The sequence below is a fragment of the Aeromonas sp. 604282 genome (assembly GCF_049170575.1).
GTDB lineage: Bacteria > Pseudomonadota > Gammaproteobacteria > Enterobacterales > Aeromonadaceae > Aeromonas > Aeromonas veronii_A.
In genome coordinates this window covers 110663-129602 of sequence record NZ_JAAKMV010000010.1, presented here as the reverse complement: position 1 = coordinate 129602, position 18940 = coordinate 110663, and the positions used below count along the sequence as shown (strand labels likewise).

Annotated in this window: 13 protein-coding genes; 7 read left to right on the top strand and 6 right to left on the bottom strand. The window is 60.6% G+C overall.

Translation table 11 applies throughout. The features are described 5' to 3' along the window. Nucleotides 1–5: 5 nt before the first annotated feature. Together G5367_RS13375 and G5367_RS13370 are read right to left on the bottom strand one after the other, a co-directional pair. Nucleotides 6–905 (bottom strand): acyltransferase, encoded by a 900-nt coding sequence (locus tag G5367_RS13375; protein WP_421244896.1) that lies wholly within the window; start codon nt 903–905, stop codon nt 6–8. A 126-nt stretch (nt 906–1031) separates the two neighbouring features. Beyond that, nucleotides 1032–2546, bottom strand: a complete 1515-nt coding sequence (locus G5367_RS13370) for a YifB family Mg chelatase-like AAA ATPase (RefSeq protein ID WP_421244897.1) — start codon at nt 2544–2546, stop codon at nt 1032–1034. 384 nt (nt 2547–2930) lie between these two features. On the opposite strand from G5367_RS13370, the gene ilvG reads away from it, so the two are divergent. The 7 genes from ilvG (at nt 2931) to mgtA (ending at nt 14699) form a co-directional block, all read left to right on the top strand. Then, nucleotides 2931–4577: an acetolactate synthase 2 catalytic subunit gene (gene ilvG, locus G5367_RS13365; RefSeq protein ID WP_421244898.1), complete on the top strand. Its 1647-nt coding sequence runs from the start codon at nt 2931–2933 to the stop codon at nt 4575–4577. Beyond that, complete coding sequence (ilvM, locus tag G5367_RS13360) at nt 4574–4852, top strand: acetolactate synthase 2 small subunit (RefSeq protein WP_064337574.1); 279 nt, start codon at nt 4574–4576, stop codon at nt 4850–4852. The genes ilvG and ilvM overlap by 4 nt, the downstream gene beginning before the upstream one ends. Nucleotides 4853–4864: 12 nt before the next feature. After that, entirely contained in the window at nt 4865–5809 is a 945-nt protein-coding gene (locus G5367_RS13355; RefSeq protein ID WP_421244899.1) for a branched-chain amino acid transaminase, read from the top strand. Nucleotides 5810–5954: 145 nt separating this feature from the next. Then, complete coding sequence (gene ilvD / locus G5367_RS13350) at nt 5955–7796, top strand: dihydroxy-acid dehydratase (protein WP_421244900.1); 1842 nt, start codon at nt 5955–5957, stop codon at nt 7794–7796. Between the two features lie 3 nt (nt 7797–7799). Then, nucleotides 7800–9320 (top strand): threonine ammonia-lyase, biosynthetic, encoded by a 1521-nt coding sequence (gene ilvA, locus G5367_RS13345; protein WP_421244901.1) that lies wholly within the window; start codon nt 7800–7802, stop codon nt 9318–9320. A 301-nt stretch (nt 9321–9621) separates the two neighbouring features. Next, nucleotides 9622–10716, top strand: a complete 1095-nt coding sequence (gene ompA / locus G5367_RS13340) for a porin OmpA (protein ID WP_216952325.1) — start codon at nt 9622–9624, stop codon at nt 10714–10716. Between the two features lie 1220 nt (nt 10717–11936). After that, nucleotides 11937–14699 carry a magnesium-translocating P-type ATPase gene (mgtA, locus tag G5367_RS13335; RefSeq protein WP_421294476.1) on the top strand — a complete coding sequence of 921 codons (2763 nt, stop codon included), beginning with the start codon at nt 11937–11939 and terminating at the stop codon, nt 14697–14699. A gap of 128 nt (nt 14700–14827) precedes the next feature. On the opposite strand, the gene G5367_RS13330 is transcribed toward mgtA, so the two are convergent. The 4 genes from G5367_RS13330 to G5367_RS13315 form a co-directional block, all read right to left on the bottom strand. Next, a complete protein-coding gene (locus G5367_RS13330; RefSeq protein ID WP_421294474.1) occupies nt 14828–15937 on the bottom strand; it encodes a YeeE/YedE thiosulfate transporter family protein in 1110 nt (369 codons plus the stop codon). 129 nt (nt 15938–16066) lie between these two features. Further along, nucleotides 16067–16990 carry an EamA family transporter RarD gene (rarD, locus tag G5367_RS13325; RefSeq protein ID WP_216952315.1) on the bottom strand — a complete coding sequence of 308 codons (924 nt, stop codon included), beginning with the start codon at nt 16988–16990 and terminating at the stop codon, nt 16067–16069. Between the two features lie 118 nt (nt 16991–17108). Continuing rightward, nucleotides 17109–17237: a hypothetical protein gene (locus tag G5367_RS13320; RefSeq protein WP_265324673.1), complete on the bottom strand. Its 129-nt coding sequence runs from the start codon at nt 17235–17237 to the stop codon at nt 17109–17111. Between the two features lie 167 nt (nt 17238–17404). Further along, nucleotides 17405–18901, bottom strand: a complete 1497-nt coding sequence (locus G5367_RS13315) for an aldehyde dehydrogenase (RefSeq protein ID WP_421231122.1) — start codon at nt 18899–18901, stop codon at nt 17405–17407. Between the last annotated feature and the right edge of the window lie 39 nt (nt 18902–18940).

Below are 18940 nucleotides of genomic sequence, written 5' to 3'. Positions count from 1 at the left end.
AATGTTTACTGCGCCTTGGTTGCCAGCAGTTGGCTCAGGGTCTGGTCCTTTTCGTGCCAGATCCCGTTCAACCACTGTTGAAACTCTTGTTGGAACTCGGGGTCATTGAAGTAATCCCCCACCAGCTTGCGGTCGATCGGCAAATAGCGGACCTGAACCTTTATTTGCCCGACCCGGCCGCACATGAAGTCCCAGTAGCTGGGGATGCCGTCCGGATAGGCGATGGTGACATCCACCAGTTGATGCAACTGATCACCCATGGCGGCCAGAGTAAAGGCGATGCCCCCCGCTTTCGGGAGCAGCAGATGACGATAGGGCGAGCCCTGCTTCTGATGCTTGCTGCCGGTGAAGCGGGTGCCTTCGACGAAGTTCATCACACTCACAGGAATGTGGCGGAACCTGGCGCAGGCCTTACGGGTCGTTTCAATGTCTTTTCCCTTCAGATGGGGATGTTTTTCCAGAAATTTTCTGGAATATCGCCGCATGAAGGGGAAGTCGAGCGCCCACCATGCCAGACCGAGAAAAGGTACCCAAATCAGCTCTTTCTTGAGGAAAAACTTCAGGAATGGGATTTTTTGGTTAAAAACCCGCTGCAGTACCAGTATGTCGACCCAGGATTGATGGTTGGCAATCACCATATACCACTCATTCCGGCGCCCTTTGTCCACTCCGACCACATCGAAAGGGGTTCTGATGATGGTTTTCTGGATCAAATTGTTGAAACCGATCCAGCAGCTGGCACAGCCATCCAGCAGCCAGTTGCAGAGGGTACGCCACCCCTTGAGGGGGAGCAGAAGTTTGAGCAGACCCAGCGAGAAGATGGGAACAAACCAGAAGAGGGTGTTGAAAAAATAGAGCAGGGTGGAGAGGCTGCCGCGCAGTCGCTCTATCAGCTTGTTGGGCATGAGTCGGGTCCGTCTTGCTGTCGATAAAGGGCCATCAAGTGGTCAGATCTGTGGCCATAATATCAGCCGATGGCCCGCGAGACCATTCAGAGCAGTTATGGCGCCGGACTCACCCTTTCCCTTCTGTCAGCTGCTGCGCAGCCGCGACAGCAGCCGATCCATGGCCCGGTAGCCGAGCGCCTCGATAAGATGCTCCTTGCCGATAGCCGGTTGCCCTGCCAGATCGGCAATGGTACGCGACACCCGCAGGATGCGATGCCAGGCCCTGATACTGAGCCCCAGCTTCTGGATGGCACTTTCCAAAAATTCGGCATCTTGCGGTGATAGTCGGCAAATATCCTCTATCTCGCGACTATCCAGCAGGTTGTTGAGCTTGCCGTTACGGCTCAGCATCCGTTCCCGCGCCGCCAGCACCCGATCGCGGATCTGCTGGCTCGATTCGCCCCGCTCCGCCTTGCCGGTCAGGCTCCCCTTGGGTAGCAGTGGCACTTCCACAGTCAGATCGAAGCGGTCGAGAAAGGGGCCGGAGAGTTTGCCGAGGTAGCGCAAGATCTGATCTGGGCTGGAGCGGGTCTGGCCGTCGCCATAGTGGCCACAGGGGCTGGGATTCATGGCGCCCACCAGCTGGAATCGGGCGGGGAAATCCACCTGACGGGCGGCCCGGCTGATGGTGATGTGGCCCGTCTCCAGCGGCTCGCGCAGGGAGTCGAGCACCTTGCGCTCAAATTCGGGCAGTTCATCCAGAAACAGCACCCCGTTGTGGGCCAGCGAAATTTCGCCGGGCCGCGGGTGGCTGCCGCCGCCCACCAGCGCTACTGCCGAGGCGCTGTGGTGGGGCGTGCGATAGGGTCTGTGGTGCCAGTGACCAGCGCGCGGTGTGAGACCTCCGATGGAGTGGATGGCGGCGGTCTGCTGCGCCTCCTGCTCGCTCAGCGGTGGCAGAATGCCGGGCAGACGGCTGGCCAGCATGCTCTTGCCAGTGCCGGGCGGGCCGATGAACAGCAGGTTGTGGCTGCCGGCGGCGGCGATTTCCAGCGCCCGCTTGGCTTGTGACTGGCCGATCACATCCTGCAGATCTGGTACATCGGGCAGGCTCTCCGAGCTTTGTTGATCCGGCAGTGGCAGCTCGTACTGGCCGGCCAGCCAGGCGGTGACGGCCAGCAACTGGTGGGCGGTGCGCACCTCGGCATCCTGAATAAGAGAAGCTTCTGGGCCGTTCTCCCGCGGCACCAGCAGGGTGCGTCCCGCATCCCGGCAGGCGAGTACGGCGGGCAGCACCCCGAGCACGGGGCGGATCTCGCCGGTCAGGGCCAACTCCCCTAAAAATTCGTGATCGAGCAGATATTTTGCCGGTATCTGCTTGGAAGCGGCGAGAATGCCGATAGCGATAGCCAGATCGAAGCGGCCTCCCTCCTTGGGCAGATCGGCGGGGGCCAGATTGACCGTGATGTGTTTGCTCGGGAACTCGAAATTGCCGTTGAGCAGGGCGCTGCGCACCCGATCCCGCGACTCCTTCACCGAGGTTTCCGGCAGGCCGACCATGTTGAAGGCGGGCAGGCCGTTGGAGAGGTGAACTTCCACTGTAACTTGCGGGGCCGCGATCCCGAGGCTGGCACGGCTATAAACCACAGCTAATGACATAAATCCCGTCCTTGAGTTGATATATGTTCTGACTAACTGCTTTTTGTTGGTTTTTTATTCCAGAGTTCTGGCTGGGGAATAGCCAAAATCAGTGGGTTGTCATAGAAAAAAGTCTTGCCCAATAAAAAACACCGTGCTAGTTCTAATAGCCATTCGCGGTAGAAACCGCCCCAATTTCACAGGATTTCCGGTTGTAACTATGAACATGGCCTCCCGTTTCGTCAGCATTATTGTGGTCCTAGTGGTGATTATTATCTCACCGCTCGGGGCTCGTTTAGCTGCACGGAACAAGGGATAGACCCACCACCGGACAGAACGAAACAAGCGACCCCCGAGCCTCACAGCCCGGGGGTTTTTTTTCGACCAAAGGACAGGATTTTCCACATGAACGGCGCGCAGTTTTTGGTACAGGCTCTCAAAAAACAGGGTGTGACCCAGGTGTTTGGTTACCCGGGCGGGGCCATCATGCCGGTCTACGATGCCCTGTATGACGGTGGTCTGGCCCATCAGCTCTGCCGCCACGAGCAGGGCGCTGCCATGGCGGCGGTGGGTTATGCCCGTGCCTCCGGTCAGGTGGGGGTCTGCATCGCCACCTCCGGCCCCGGCGCCACCAATCTGGTGACCGGTCTGGCAGAGGCGCTGCTCGATTCGGTGCCGCTGGTGGCCATCAGCGGTCAGGTGCCCTGTTCCGCCATCGGCACCGATGCGTTTCAGGAGGTCGACGTGCTCGGCATGTCACTCTCCTGCACCAAGCACTCCTTTATGGTGACTGATGCCGCCGATCTGGGGCGCGTGCTGGCAGAAGCTTTCGCCATCGCCACCGAAGGTCGCCCCGGCCCTGTGCTGATCGATCTCCCCAAGGATGTGCAACTGGCTGCCGTGCCGCCCCAGAGCCCGCTGTTTGCGGTGGAAGAGCCGGAAGCGCTCAATCCCTCGGAGCTGATCGCAGCCCGCACCCTGCTGGCCGCTGCCGAGCGTCCGGTGCTCTACGTCGGTGGCGGGGTGGGCATGGCTAACGCCGAACAGAAACTGCGTGACTTTGCTGCCGCAACCGGCATGCCTGCGGTCACCACCCTCAAGGGGATTGGCGCGCTCGACCCCGATAGTTCCGTTTATCTCGGCATGCTCGGCATGCACGGCACCAAGGCGGCCAACTACGCGGTACAGCAGTGCGATCTGCTGCTGGTGGTGGGCGCCCGTTTCGATGATAGGGTGACCGGCAAGCTGGAGGAGTTCGCCCCCGAAGCCAAGGTGATCCATCTCGATGTAGATGCCGCCGAGTTCGGCAAGCGCCGCGCCGCCGAGGTGGGTATCACCACGGATCTCAAACAGGTGCTGCCGCGCCTCGCCATGACTCTCGACATCGCCCCCTGGCGTGAACACTGCGCCGCCATGGCTCGCGAATATGCGTTTCGCTACGACCACCCGGGTCAGGCCATCTATGCCCCGGCTCTGCTCAAACAGCTATCTGCCAAGTTGCCGGAGAGCAGCGTGGTGGCTTGCGACGTGGGTCAGCACCAGATGTGGGTGGCCCAGCACATGCGCTTCACCAGCCCGCGCAACCACCTCTCCAGCGCCGGTCTCGGCACCATGGGGTTCGGTCTGCCGGCCGCCATCGGGGCCAAGATGTCGCGCCCGCAGGATGAAGTGGTGCTGGTAAGCGGTGACGGCTCTTTCATGATGAACGTGCAGGAGCTCGGCACCATCCGCCGCGCTCAGCTCAAGGTGAAGATGGTGCTGCTGGACAACCAGCGCCTCGGCATGGTGCGCCAGTGGCAGGAGCTGTTCTTCGACGGCCGCTACAGCGAGACCATCCTCTCCGACAATCCCGATTTCGTTGCCCTGGCCGCCGCCTTCGGCATTCCGGGCGAGACCATCACATGCAAGGAGGAGGTCGCGCCTGCTCTTGACCGCCTGCTGGCGCACGACGGCGCCTATCTGCTGCATGTGGCCATTTCAGAGGAAGAAAACGTCTGGCCCCTGGTTCCGCCAGGAGTCGCCAACCACAAGATGATGGAGCAACGCCCATGAACCCGCACCCCCTTGCACAGCCAGCATTTGCACAGCACACCCTGCATATCCATGCCCAGCCCAGACCGGAAGTAATGGAGCGGGTGCTGCGGGTGGTGCGCCACCGTGGCTTCAATCTCTGCGCCTTGAATATGGAGCAGGATTGCCAACAGCTGCGGATCACGGTTACTGTCGAGTCGGTGCGTCCCATCCAGCAGTTGTGGAGCCAGCTGGTGAAGCTGGTGGACGTCTCCCGGGTCGATGCACTGGAACAGCAACCCCGGATCAGAGCTTAAGGAGCCAAGCCAATGTCACAGCCTTCCCAATCTGCCACTCACCCGCAATACATCTGGTTCAACGGCAAACTGGTGCCCTGGCAGGATGCCCAGGTGCACGTGATGAGCCACGCCCTGCACTACGGCTCCTCCGTGTTCGAGGGGGTGCGCGCCTACGACACCCCCAAGGGCACCTGCATCTTCCGTCTGCAGGAGCACACCCGCCGCCTGTTCGACTCCGCCAAGATCTACTGGATGGACGTTCCCTACAGCGAGGCCGACGTGAATGAAGCCTGCCGCACCGTGGTGCGCGAGAACGGCCTGAAGAGCGGTTACCTGCGCCCGCTGGCCTTTGTCGGCAACGTGGGGCTGGGGCTGCATCCGCCGCTGGATGCCAAGGCTGACCTGATGGTGGCTGCCCTGCCGTGGGGCGCCTATCTGGGGGAAGAGGGGCTGAAAAACGGGGTGGATGTGTGCGTCACCTCCTGGAACCGGCTCGCGCCCAACACCATTCCCACCGGCGCCAAGGCGGGCGGCAACTACCTCTCCTCCCAGCTCATCAGCCGCGAGGCCAAGCGCAACGGCTTTGCCGAGGGGCTGGCGCTGGATGTGAACGGCTACCTGAGCGAAGGGGCGGGGGAGAACCTGTTCCTGGTGAAGAATGGCGCGCTGTTCACCCCGCCCGCTACCGCCGCCATCCTGCCCGGCATCACTCGTGACACCATCATGACGCTGGCGCGTGACTTGGGTTACGAGGTGCGCGAGCAGGCGCTGCCCCGTGAGGCGCTGTACGTTGCAGACGAGATCTTTATGACCGGCACAGCCGCCGAAGTGACCCCGGTGCGCTCCGTCGATCGGATGAAGGTGGGCGCTGGCAGCCGTGGCCCGGTGACCGAGCGGCTGCAGAACGCCTTCTTCGGCCTGTTCAACGGCCAGACCGAAGACAAGTGGGGCTGGCTGACGCCCGTCAACGACTGATGAGAGAGGGGAGGCGCTGTGCCTCCCCGAGTCGCTTCCGGTCAGGGCACTGCGCTGTGTCCTCACCAGGATCGATTCCCGATCCGAGAGTCACTTTTTCATTTTCAAAGATAATGAGCCCGCTGGGCATTCAGGGAGTAGAGACATGCCGAAGTTGAGATCCGCCACCACCACCCACGGACGTAACATGGCCGGGGCCCGCGCCCTGTGGCGTGCCACCGGAATGACCGATCAGGATTTCGGCAAACCCATCATCGCCGTGGTCAACTCCTTCACTCAGTTCGTGCCGGGCCACGTCCACCTCAAGGATCTGGGCCAGCTGGTGGCGCGCGAGATCGAAGCCGCCGGCGGCGTCGCCAAGGAGTTCAACACCATCGCTGTGGATGACGGCATCGCCATGGGCCACGGCGGCATGCTCTACTCCCTGCCATCGCGGGAGCTGATCGCCGACTCGGTGGAGTACATGGTCAACGCCCACTGCGCCGACGCCATGGTCTGCATCTCCAACTGCGACAAGATCACCCCGGGGATGCTGATGGCCGCCCTGCGCATCAACATCCCGGTGATCTTCGTCTCCGGCGGCCCGATGGAAGCGGGCAAGACCAAGCTCTCCGACCAGATCATCAAGCTGGATCTGGTGGACGCCATGATCCAGGGCGCCGATCCCAAGGTATCGGACGCCCAGAGCGAACAGGTGGAGCGCAGCGCCTGCCCCACCTGCGGCTCCTGCTCCGGCATGTTTACCGCCAACTCCATGAACTGCCTGACCGAGGCGCTGGGCCTCTCCCAGCCGGGCAACGGCTCCATGCTGGCGACCCACGCCGATCGTGAGCAGCTGTTCAAGCTGGCGGGCCAGCGCATCGTGACGTTGGCCAAGCGTTGGTATGAGCAGGATGACGAGACCGCCCTGCCGCGCAATATCGCCACCAAGGCGGCGTTCGAGAACGCCATGGCGCTCGATATCGCCATGGGCGGCTCCACCAATACCGTGCTGCACCTGCTGGCGGCGGCCCAGGAGGCGGGTGTCGACTTCACCATGGCCGATATCGACCGCATGTCCCGCAAGGTGCCGCAGCTCTGCAAGGTGGCACCCTCCACCCAGAAGTACCATATGGAAGATGTACACCGCGCCGGCGGCGTGGTCGCCATTCTGGGTCAGCTGGAGAAAGCGGGTCTGGTGCATGGGGATACCCGTACCGTGCTGGGTTGCTCCCTCGTCGAACAGCTCGATGAATATGACGTCAGCCGCCAGCCGAGTCAGGAGGTTGTGGACTTCTACCGCGCTGGCCCGGCCGGCATCCGCACCACCAAGGCCTTCAGTCAGGATTGCCGCTGGCCGGAGCTGGATCTGGACCGCGCCGAAGGCTGCATCCGCTCGCTGGAAAATGCCTACAGCCAGGAGGGTGGCCTTGCCGTACTCTCCGGCAACCTCGCGGTCAATGGCGCAATCGTCAAGACCGCAGGCGTGGATGAGGAGAACCTCACCTTCCGTGGCCCGGCCCGGGTGTTCGAGAGTCAGGAGAGCGCGGTGAGCGGTATCCTCGACGGCACAGTGAAAGCGGGCGAGGTGGTGGTGATCCGCTACGAAGGGCCGAAAGGGGGCCCGGGCATGCAGGAGATGCTCTACCCCACCACCTATCTGAAATCCATGGGATTGGGCAAGGCGTGCGCCCTGATCACCGATGGCCGCTTCTCCGGCGGCACTTCGGGCCTCTCTATCGGCCACGTCTCGCCGGAAGCCGCTTCCGGCGGCACCATAGGTTTGGTGGAGGATGGCGACATCATCAGCATCAACATCCCGGCCCGCAGCATGGTGCTGGAGGTGGCCGACAGCGTGCTGGCCGCCCGCCGTATCGCCGTCGAGGCTCGGGGCTGGAAGCCGCTCGATCGTCAGCGTCAGGTCTCCTTTGCCCTGCGTGCCTACGCCATGTTCGCCACCAGCGCCGATAAAGGCGCGGTTCGCGATCGCTCGATGCTGGGGGAATAAATCATGGTCTCTGCGGCGGATTATCTACGCAAGGTGTTGCTCTCCCCCGTCTATGAGGCGGCGCGGGTCACCCCCTTGCAAACCCTGAAGAAACTCTCCGAGCGGCTCGGCAACCATGTCAGTTTGAAGCGGGAGGATCTGCAACCGGTCCACTCCTTCAAGCTGCGCGGTGCCTACCACAAGATCGCCACCCTCACCGAGGAGCAGAAGTCGCGCGGCGTTATCGCCGCCTCAGCTGGCAACCACGCCCAGGGGGTCGCCCTGTCGGCCGCCAAGCTCGGTATCAAGGCGATCATCGTGATGCCCAAGACCACGCCGGACATCAAGATCGACGCGGTGCGCCGGCAGGGAGGCAACGTCATGCTGTTTGGCAACAGCTTCGACGAGGCGTATGGCGAGAGTCGCCGCCTCGCCACGCTTGAGGGCTACACCCTGATCCCGCCATTTGACGACGTTGAGGTGATCGCCGGGCAGGGCACCATCGGCAAGGAGCTGCTGGAGCAGGATACCCACCTCACTCACGTGTTCGTGCCGGTGGGGGGCGGCGGTCTGGCCGCCGGGGTGGCGGTCTACATCAAACAGCTGCTGCCGGATGTGAAGGTGATCGGGGTGGAGGCGGAGGGTTCCGCTTGTCTCAAGGCTGCCATGGCGGCCGGTGAACCGGTCAATCTGGAGCGGGTCTCGCTGTTTGCGGACGGGGTGGCGGTCAAGCGCATCGGCGAGGAGACCTTCCGCCTGTGCAACCAGTATCTGGACGAGGTGGTGACCGTTTCCAACGATCAGATCTGCGCCGCACTGAAAGACATCTTTGACGACTGCCGCGCCATTGCCGAGCCGTCGGGCGCCCTGTCGCTGGCGGGCCTCAAGGCCTACAGCGAGCGGGAGCAGGTCAGGGGTGGCCGGATGGCGGCCATTCTGTCCGGCGCCAACGTCAACTTCCACAGCCTGCGCTACGTGTCGGAGCGCTGCGAGATTGGCGAGAAGCGCGAGGGCATGCTGGCGGTGACCATCCCCGAGCGCAAGGGGGCCTTCCTCGACTTCTGCCGTCAGCTCGGGCCGCGCATGGTGACCGAGTTCAACTACCGCTATGCCGATGCCGAGCTGGCGTCGCTGTTCGTCTCGGTGCGTCTCACCGGCGGTGATGAGGAGCTGGGCCAGATCATCGATCAACTCGGCGGCAACGGCTACCCGGTGGTCAACATGACCGAGAGCGAGCTGGCCAAGAATCATGTGCGCTATATGATTGGCGGCCGCCCGGCCCGGCCCCTTGGTGAACGTCTCTACAGCTTCAAGTTCCCGGAGCAGCCTGGCGCTTTGATGCGTTTCCTCGAGACCCTGGGCTGTCGCTGGAACATCAGCCTGTTCCACTACCGCAACCACGGTGCCGACTACGGCCGGGTGCTCTGCGCCTTCGAGCTGCCGGACGAGGACGTAGCAGCCTTCCACGACTACCTGCGCGAGATTGGCTACGGCTGGAAAGAGGTGAGCGACGACCCCGCTTACCGGTTGTTTCTGGCCAGTTGAGCAAGGGGGCTGCAACAACTCATCGGGAGGGAGGCGTTATGCCTCCCTTTTCTATTGCTGCGTGTGGATAGGTCCACTCCGTACGACGCAAGGTCATGGTTTAACTGGTAAAACCATGTGAACCAGTATGCTGGTGATTTTTACGCCGGATATTGCTGGCAAGCTCACACTCCTGATGGCTTGGTCATTTGAGGCTGCGTTCGGATGGGATACCCTGAATAGCGGAGAGGCCGCCTGACGGCTTCACACAGGGAGAGTGCGCACTCAGGCGCCCATAACGACTTATTGCAGAGGCGAAAATATGAATAAATCCATGCTTGCCGTATTGGTCAGTGGTTTGCTGGCGGCCGGAGCCGTGCAGGCCGCTGCTCAGGACAATACCTGGTATGTCGGTGGCAAGGCCGGTTGGTCCAATTACTATGGCGTTGACCACAACCAGTATGCCGAGTCGATTGCCCAGACGTTGGGTAATACCAGCGAGAACACGGATGATCTGGGTCTGGGTCTGTTCGCCGGTTACCAGCTCAACCCCAACCTGGGGTTCGAGCTGGGTTATGACTGGCTTGGCAAATACGACACCACCTCGGGCACCGGCGCCAATACCCTCAATACCGAAGCCAAGAGCCAGATGATTCAGGCCACCATGAAGATCAGCTTCCCGGCAACGAATGTGCTCGATCTTTATGGCCGGCTCGGCGGTGCCTATGCCTGGACGGATAGCGAGATCAGCTTCGCCAATAGCAGCGAGACCGGTAAAAAGCATGGCGCCGCATTTGTCGGGGCGCTGGGTGCCGAGTACGCCATCGATCGTGACTGGGCCGCCCGTCTGGAGTACCAGTACACTACGCCGCTGGGAGATGCCTCTCTCGATCGCTCAGGCATCGAGCTGGATAACGGCCTGATCTCGTTCGGCATGCTCTATCGTTTCGGTCAGCAAGGTGGTGAGGTTGCTGTGCCGGCGCCAGCTCCGGCAGCCGAGCCTGCCCCGGCTGTGGTGGTGGAGCCCAAGACCTTCAGCCTTAGTTCCGATGTGCTGTTCGAGTTCAACAAGGCGACCCTGAAACCTGCCGCCAGCCAGGCGCTCGATGCCCTGTTCAGCCAGATTGTGGCGGCCAATCCGAAGGATGGCGTCGCGACCGTGGTCGGTTATACCGACCGCATCGGCTCCGACAACTACAACCTGGCCCTCTCCGAGAAGCGGGCCCAGAGCGTGGCCAGCTATCTGGTAGCCAAAGGCTTGTATGCTGACAAGGTGCGGGTCGAAGGGCGTGGCAAGGCCAATCCGGTTACTGGCAACAACTGCGCCAGCCGTTCCAAACAGGAGCTGATTGCCTGTCTGGCACCGGATCGTCGGGTTGAAATCCATCTGGAAGGGGTTTCCCAGCCGGCGCAGTGATGCTGCGGCTAGAGATGGGATTCGAGAAGAACGGGAGGCCAGGCCTCCCGTTTTCTATGGTCAGCGTGATCGGATGGTGGTGCAGACCTGATTTGCCAACATCATGAGTTATCGAATCTTTTCCTAATAGGAATAGTTATTATATTTCCAGGAAATTACAGGATAAAAAATAGAATTAAACTTTGCGCCTGAAGATTCTTTTGGTTAGAATCTCTGCGTGTTATCAATAGACAGGTAAATATTATGGACTGCGACAGTTGTAGCCGATTGCAAATCGCGATGCGGGTTTACCAGAGCTGAGGCCGAATATTTTATCTTCTCTCTCACTCTGATTGCTCGAATCACAAGCATAGAGTGCAGCATCTATATGAGTCAGCATCGACTCTCACAACCTCTTTATCCCGCCTTCATCAGGGATTACGGTTGTAAATCTGGATCGTTCCGCTCATCTGCGAGCCATGCGCGCCTCGCGACCCCTGCAATTGAACGCTTCATCATGCATCCCGGTACTGCCCGTCAGGGCCGTCACAGCGTCGGAACCATGCATCCGTGCCGTGGTCGGGAAGGGATCAAGCGTAAAATAACAAGATGGATAATCTCATATTGAAAACTATTTCGTTTTCGATATGGCAGGTTGCACATTAAAATAAATGATGTGATTGATTAATATATTTCGGCGGTGGCAAGGGTCGCGCTGTAATATTTCTATAGGCGTGGTTTTCTCCGATGTTCTTACCCGCCAGATATCACTGATACTATTTCCTGCCCGCATCCAGTTATTTCAAACTGTCGTAATCCTGATTTTCTTTATGGGTGATGCCGCTCTAGTTGCGGGATCACCGGATTGGTCCGCTGATAATGCAGACTCGCGGCCATGCTTGCCAACGACAGTGTGTATCGCTGTCCATGGTTCGTCCGGCCCTCTCTCCACCCCACTCGGAGGATATCGTATGACCGAAGAGCCCAAACCTCGACCCTCGGGGTTCACGTCTCCCCACTCCTGATCCCCCCTGCGGGGACGGGATGCGGTGTTCTGACCCCTGATCTGACCCAACCATGCAGGTTAGCTCGACGGCAGACATTTGTCTGACGAGCCGCCCCGTGCGCGCCAGTTGAGCGTGCCGGCAACGAGTCGGGTTCACAGCTTTCGATATCAGTACTGACGCCTGGCCTGGCCCGCGACAGGGCCCTTCTGCAAGCGAAAATCAGGATTTAAAGTTATGAAGCAACAACATACTGCCAGCCGGCACAAGCAACAGGGGTTCGTCGCCCCGGGCCGTGCCAATGAGAAGCTCTCCTCCCGGGTGCTCGACGAGGCCGACAAGTCCCTCGAATACACCCTCACTGCCGTGCGCGGCAATATCGACGGCCTGACCGCGACCGAGGCGGCCAATCGTCTGGTCCAGTTTGGCCCCAACGAGGTGACCCACGACAAACCGCCTCATCCATTGATCCAGCTGCTGCACGCGTTCAAGAACCCCTTCGTGATGGTGCTGATCGTGCTCGGGCTGGTCAGTTACGTGATGGACGTACTGATGGCTGAGCCCGGCGACGAGGACTGGGTCAAGGTGATCATCCTCGGTGTCATGGTGGGCTTGAGCGGTCTGCTGCGCTTCTGGCAGGAGTACCGTTCCGCCAAGGCGGCCGAGGCGCTCAAGTCGCTGGTGCGCAATACCGCCACCGTACAGCGTCGTCCCTCGCCGGGCGCCACCCCCCAGCGCAAGGAGGTGGCAATGACCGAGCTGGTGGCCGGAGACATAGTGCACTTGCAGGCGGGGGACATGATCCCCGCTGACATCAAGCTGATCGAATCCCGCGATCTCTTTATCAGCCAGGCGGTGCTGACCGGTGAAGCGTTGCCGGTGGAGAAGTACGACACCCTGGGCGCAGTGGCCGAGAAGTCGGCAGACGGCAACAGCACAGGGGACGTGGGGTTGCTCGACCAGCCCAACATCTGCTTCATGGGCACCAATGTGGTGAGCGGTACAGCCAAGGCTGTGGTGGTGGCCACCGGCAGCGACACCTACTTCGGTTCGCTGGCCCGCAACGTGGTGAGCCACAAGCGCATCGAGACCAGTTTCGATCGCGGCGTCAATAGCGTTACCAGGCTGCTGATCCGCTTCATGCTGGTGATGGTGCCCATCGTCTTCATGCTGAGTGGCATCAGCAGTGGTGACTGGATGTCGGCGCTCACCTTCGCGCTGGCGGTGGCGGTAGGGCTCACCCCCGAGATGCTGCCGATGATCGTCTCCGCCAACCTGGCGCGAGGGGCGGTGGCCATGGCCAAGCGCAAGGTGGTGGTCAAACGGCTCAACTCGGTGCAGAACTTCGGTGCCATGGACGTGCTCTGCACCGACAAGACAGGTACCCTGACCCAGGACAAGATCATCCTCGAGCACCACTACGACGTGCGTGGCAACCGGGACGACCGGATCCTGCAGCTGGCCTGGCTCAACAGTTATCATCAGAGCGGCATGAAGAACCTGATGGACATCGCGGTGATCGAGCATGCCGATGTGCTGGGAGCTGGCTGCAAGCCGGCTGGTTACAGCAAGGTGGATGAGTTGCCATTCGACTTCGTGCGCCGCCGGCTATCGGTGATCGTACAGGATGAGCGTGGCCAGCAGCTGATGGTCTCCAAGGGGGCGGTGGAAGAGATGCTGGCCGTCTCCAGCCAGATCGCCGATGGCCAGGAGGTGCGGGATCTGACCGACGCCGATCGCCTTGCCCTGCTGCGCCAGAGCGAGGAGTTCAATGCCGAGGGCTATCGGGTATTGATCGTGGCGACCCGCGAGATCCCGGCAGGCGAGTGCAAGCAGAGCTATCGTACCAGTGATGAGGTCAATCTGGTGGTGCGCGGCTTCCTCACCTTCTTCGATCCGCCCAAGGATTCGGCCGCACCGGCCATCCGTGCGCTGAACGACTATGGTGTGGCGGTCAAGGTGCTGACCGGTGACAATCCCATCATCACCAGCAAGGTGTGTCGTGACGTAGGGCTGGAGCCCGGCTTACCGCTGCTCGGCAAGGATATCGAAGGAATGGATGACGTGGCGTTGTGCGAGGTGGTCAAGCAGACCACCATCTTCGCCAAGCTCACCCCGCTGCAGAAGTCGCGGGTGGTGAAGGCGCTGCAGGCCAACGGCAACACCGTCGGTTTCCTCGGTGACGGCATCAACGATGCGCCGGCGCTGCGGGATGCGGACGTAGGGATCTCGGTGGACAGCGGTGCCGACATCGCCAAGGAGACCGCCGACATCATCCTGCTGGAGAAGAGCCTGATGGTGCTGGAGGAGGGGGTGATCAAGGGGCGCGAGACCTTTGGCAACATCCTCAAGTACCTCAACATGACCGCCAGCTCCAACTTCGGCAACGTCTTCTCGGTGCTGGTCGCCTCCGCCTGGCTGCCCTGGGCACCCATGCTGGCGATGCAGATGCTGATCCAGAATCTGGTGTATGACGTCTCCCAGATGCTGCTGCCGTGGGACAAGATGGACCCCGAGTTCCTCAAGCGGCCGCGCAAGTGGGAGGCGAGCAACATCAAGCGCTTCATGCTCTGGCTTGGCCCGACCTCGTCGGTGTTCGATATCAGTACCTATTGCCTGATGTGGTTCGTGTTCGGTGCTGGCGCCCTCTATGCCACCGCCAACGGCAGTATGGATCCGCTGGTCAACGGTCAGGCCATCATGAACTCCGGCTGGTTCATCGAGGGGTTGGTGTCGCAAACGCTGGTGGTACATATGCTGCGTACCCGCAAGATCCCGTTCCTGCAGAGTACCGCTACCCTGCCGGTGCTGCTCTCCACCTCGATCGCCATTGCCATCGGTTGCTACCTGCCCTTCTCGCCTGTGGCTGAGCACTTCGGTTTCATCACTCTGGATGGGCCCAAGTACTTCATGTGGTTGGTGATTACCATGCTGGCCTACATGGGGCTGACCCAGACCGTCAAGACCATCTACATCAAGCGCCACGGCCAGTGGTTCTGATGAAGAGCTAGCAAAAAGGCCGGGGTGATCCCGGCGCGACGGAAAAAGAGAGCCAGTCCGCGCAAGCGGACTGGCTCTCTTTATTTGGTGTGACCCGACTCCCTTGTTGGCGAGTACCGGTCTGTGACTCAGAGCTTGAACAGCGGGCGCAGGCGGATGCCGATCAGGCTGCCGGCGAGGGCCATCAGCATCCAGACCCAGCCGTGCAGGCTGCCGGAGGCGGTACCGTCGAAGAAGCCGCCGAGGTTGCAGGCGCTGTACATGGCTCCCATCCCCATCAGCAGGCCGCCGAGGATGGAGGCCAGACTGTTGCCGATCCGCATCGGGGCGAAGTTGCCACCACCGCTGATGCAGCGCGCCAGCATGGCCCCCAGAATGCCGAGCCAGAACATGCCGACCATGGGGTTGATGAAGAGCGGCTGGGCCAGCTTGGGGTTGCCCTCGAACAGGCCGAACAGAGAGGCGCCGCGCAGCGCCATGTCATAGACGGCGCCGGTGATGGTCCAGGCCGAGCCGTGCAGGGCGACGACAATAGAGTTGAGTATGGCGATGATGATGCCGCCGGTCAGCACGGTGAAGCGGCCATCGCGCCAGAACAGATTGCCGCCGCTGAAGAGGGGCTTGAGCTCGCCGGTGCGCTTGAGTTCGCTGTTGCGAAACAGCAGGAACAGCGCGGCGACCAGCGCCAGGTTGAGCAGCATGCCGCTCCAGATATTGCCGGTCAAATCCTTGGCCAGCACCACATGGCTGGAGAAGGTGGCCTCCAGTTCGGGGCGGAACTGGTTGCTGATGAGGGTGCCGATGCCGTAGCAGATCAGCACCAGCCAGAAGCGGGGTTGCCCCTCGCCGCAGCAATAAAGAGTACCGGTGGCACAGACGCCTGCCAGCTGCATGCCGATGCCGAACAGGAAGGCACCGACGATGAAGGGAATGCCGATAGCCATCACGTTGCCCACCATGGCATCGCCAAACAGGGCGTGACTAAAGGAGAGGAAGGTGGTGAACAGCAGAATTTCGATGGCGATGGTGAGCAGGTGAACCCGCACATAGTAACTGTTGCGCTTGGTCAGCATTTCGCGCCAACCGAACACGATGCCGAAGCGGCTGAAGGAGAGGGTGAAGCCAAAGCCGAATCCGATCAGGGCCATCAGGGCCCATTTCATACCAAAGGTGTTGCCAAGCCAGAGTAACGCTCCCCCCGCGATTGCCACGATGGGGAGCGACCATTTTCGAGTCATAGCTGTAATTCCTTATAGCTGGATGGAGAATAGGGAGTGCGGATCCTATTCCCACATTGAGTCCAAGGCTACCGGTTTAACAGGTCAGGGGGCGAGAAAATGGCATATCGCTTCTGATGACTTTGTTAGCTACTGATTTGATTTTGAAGGCTTTATATTGCTCGTTGCAGCAGGACGCTTGCCGTTGCGCAGCCCATCCAGCGTGAAGATCAGCAGCGCGCTCCAGATACAGGCGAAAGTAAGAGCCTTGTCCATTGCCAGCTCCTCGCCGTAGAGAGTGACAGCGAGGATGAACATCAGGCTGGGGCCTATGTACTGGAAGAAGCCCAGGGTGGAGAGCTTGAGCCGTGTCGCGGCGGCGGTGAAGCAGAGCAGAGGGGCTGTGGTGACGGCGCCAGCAGCGATCAGCAGCAGGTTGAGGTGCCAGTCGTTCTGGGTGAGATGGCTGGTGGGGCTGTCGGCAATGCCCCACAGATAGATTGCTGCCGGTGGCAGCATGATCATGGTTTCGATCAGCAGACCGGTAAGTGCATCGAGGGCCAGTTTTTTGCGCACCAGGCCATAGATGGCGAAGCTCGATGCCAATACCAGTGCAATCCAGGGCAGGGAGCCAAAGGCGATAAGCTGGATCGTCACCCCGGCAAAGGCCAGCGCCACCGCCCACCACTGCAGGCGGCGCAGTTTCTCGCTCAGAAACACCATCCCCAGCAGCACGTTGAACAGCGGGTTGATGTAGTAGCCGAGGCTGGCATCCAGCATGTGGCCGTTGTTGATGGCCCAGATAAACAGCAGCCAGTTGCCGCCAACGGTGACCGAGGTAAACGCCAGGGTGAGCAGCACTTTTGGCTGACGCAGCACTGCCTGCACCTTGTGCCACTGGCGGCCAGCCAGGGTGAGCACCATCAGCAGCACGCAGGACCAGATCATCCTGTGGGTCAGAATTTCAGCGGCCGGGACGGCAGAGATGGTCTTGAAATAGATGGGGGCTATGCCCCAAAGGGTATAGGCGCACAGGGCGTAGATGACGCCCTGGCGCTGGATCTGTTGCGGCATGCGGATGACCTTTACTGATGCGTTGGATGCGGGAAAACATCGCAAAAAATCAGTGTAGCGATCCTTTATCGAGGAAAGAAGCGAATAAACGAAGTTTGAGAATACGGTTGGAAGCTGGTCAGCCTTTGCCGCGACGGATCTTGTCGACGTCCATCAACAGCCACAACATCAGGGCGATGGCGGAGATCCAGGGGCCCCAGGTCACGTAGGCCTCGCCGTGCCCCAGCACGAAAAACAGCAGGGGCAACCCGATCACCAGAAAAAGTACGCTTCCCAGAAAAAATAGCATTTTTGTCTTTATATTTAATGGTTTGCTTATTTGATGATTATATCGATTGTGCCGCCTGATGGAAGACCAAAATGCAAAAGGGGGGATTTCTCCCCCATTGCTGATGATGATGGCTATTTATACCTTTATTCGAGCTGGATCCAGGTACTTTTCAGCTCGGTGTACTTCTCCAGCGCGTGCAGCGACTTGTCACGACCGTTACCAGACTGCTTGAAGCCACCAAACGGCATGGTCATGTCGCCGCCATCCCAGTTGTTGACGAATACGGTGCCAGCACGCAGGGCGCGGGAACCCTTCACCGCCTTGTTGAGATCCGCGGTCCAGATCGCTGCTGCCAGCCCGTAGTCGGTGTCGTTGCCCAGTGCAATGGCCTCTTCGAGCGTGTCGAAACCGGTCACTGCCAGCACAGGGCCGAAAATCTCCTCGCGGAAGATCCGCATCTCGGGTGTCACCTCGTCGAAGATGGTGGGCTCGATATAGAAGCCGCCGCTCTCAAGATTGGTGCGTTTGCCTCCCAGCAGTAGCTTGGCTCCCTCCTGCTTGCCAATCTCGACATAGCGCAGCACCTGCTCCATCTGGATGTGATCCACCATGGCGCCGATGCGGGTCGCAGGGTCGAGCGGGTTGGCCGAGATCCACTCGCGGGCATGGGCCAGCAGTCGCTCCATAAATTGCGGCTTGATGCTGTTTTGCACCAGCAGGCGAGAGGCGGCGGTACACACCTCGCCCTGGTTGTAGAAGATGGCGCCAGCGGCGCTCTTGGCCGCGGCATCCAGGTCCAGCGCATCCGCCAGTATGATGTTGGGGCTCTTGCCGCCGCACTCCATAAAGGCGCGCTTGAGGTTGGACTTGCCGGAACACTCCACCAGGTGCTTGCCGATTTTGGTGGATCCGGTGAAGGTGATGCAATCCACATCCATGTGCATGGCCAGCGCCTCGCCCACGGTATGGCCAAAGCCCGGCAGTACGTTGAACACGCCGTCAGGAATGCCTGCCTCCTTGGCCAGACCTGCGATACGCAAGGCGGTCAGGGGGGACTTTTCGGAAGGTTTGAGAATGACCGAGTTGCCGGTAGCGAGCGCCGGCCCCAGCTTCCAGCAGGCCATCACCAGCGGGAAGTTCCACGGCACGATGGCGGCAACGACCCCGAGCGGTTCCCGGGTCACCAGCGCCAGGGCGGATTCCTCGACCGGCGCGACTTGATCGTAGATCTTGTCGATCGCTTCGGCGTTCCAGGCGATGCAGTTGGCGGCGGCAGGGGCATCGTAGCCCATGGCATCGCCGATGGGTTTGCCCATGTCCAGCGACTCCAGCAGTGCCAGCTCCACCTTGTTGAGACGCATCAGTTCGGCGAAGCGCTGCATGATCAGCTTGCGCTGTTTCGGCGCCATGCCGCTCCAGCGCTTGTCGTTGAAGGCATCACGCGCGGCCTGTACCGCCAGCTCGGCATCGGCGGCATCGCAGGCTGCTACCTTGGTCAGCAGCTTGCCGTTGGCCGGGTTGATACAGTCGAAGGTGGCACCATTGACGGCATCCCGATAGCTACCGTTGATAAAGGCTTGTGAGGGCAGGGTCAGATGGGCGGCCTTGTGTTGCCACTGGGCCAGGGTCAGGTCACTCATGTTCACTCCTTGAACCGGCAAAAGTCATTGTCCGCGTAT

What these genes read in the sequence shown, in the direction of transcription:
- G5367_RS13315 (WP_421231122.1), bottom strand. Translation starts at nt 18,901, where the DNA reads ATGAGTGACCTGACCCTGGCCCAGTGGCAACACAAGGCCGCCCATCTG.
- ilvD (WP_421244900.1), top strand. Translation starts at nt 5,955, where the DNA reads ATGCCGAAGTTGAGATCCGCCACCACCACCCACGGACGTAACATGGCC.
- ompA (WP_216952325.1), top strand. Translation starts at nt 9,622, where the DNA reads ATGAATAAATCCATGCTTGCCGTATTGGTCAGTGGTTTGCTGGCGGCC.
- G5367_RS13375 (WP_421244896.1), bottom strand. Translation starts at nt 905, where the DNA reads ATGCCCAACAAGCTGATAGAGCGACTGCGCGGCAGCCTCTCCACCCTG.
- G5367_RS13330 (WP_421294474.1), bottom strand. Translation starts at nt 15,937, where the DNA reads ATGACTCGAAAATGGTCGCTCCCCATCGTGGCAATCGCGGGGGGAGCG.
- ilvG (WP_421244898.1), top strand. Translation starts at nt 2,931, where the DNA reads ATGAACGGCGCGCAGTTTTTGGTACAGGCTCTCAAAAAACAGGGTGTG.
- ilvA (WP_421244901.1), top strand. Translation starts at nt 7,800, where the DNA reads ATGGTCTCTGCGGCGGATTATCTACGCAAGGTGTTGCTCTCCCCCGTC.
- G5367_RS13370 (WP_421244897.1), bottom strand. Translation starts at nt 2,546, where the DNA reads ATGTCATTAGCTGTGGTTTATAGCCGTGCCAGCCTCGGGATCGCGGCC.
- rarD (WP_216952315.1), bottom strand. Translation starts at nt 16,990, where the DNA reads ATGCCGCAACAGATCCAGCGCCAGGGCGTCATCTACGCCCTGTGCGCC.
- ilvM (WP_064337574.1), top strand. Translation starts at nt 4,574, where the DNA reads ATGAACCCGCACCCCCTTGCACAGCCAGCATTTGCACAGCACACCCTG.
- G5367_RS13355 (WP_421244899.1), top strand. Translation starts at nt 4,865, where the DNA reads ATGTCACAGCCTTCCCAATCTGCCACTCACCCGCAATACATCTGGTTC.
- mgtA (WP_421294476.1), top strand. Translation starts at nt 11,937, where the DNA reads ATGAAGCAACAACATACTGCCAGCCGGCACAAGCAACAGGGGTTCGTC.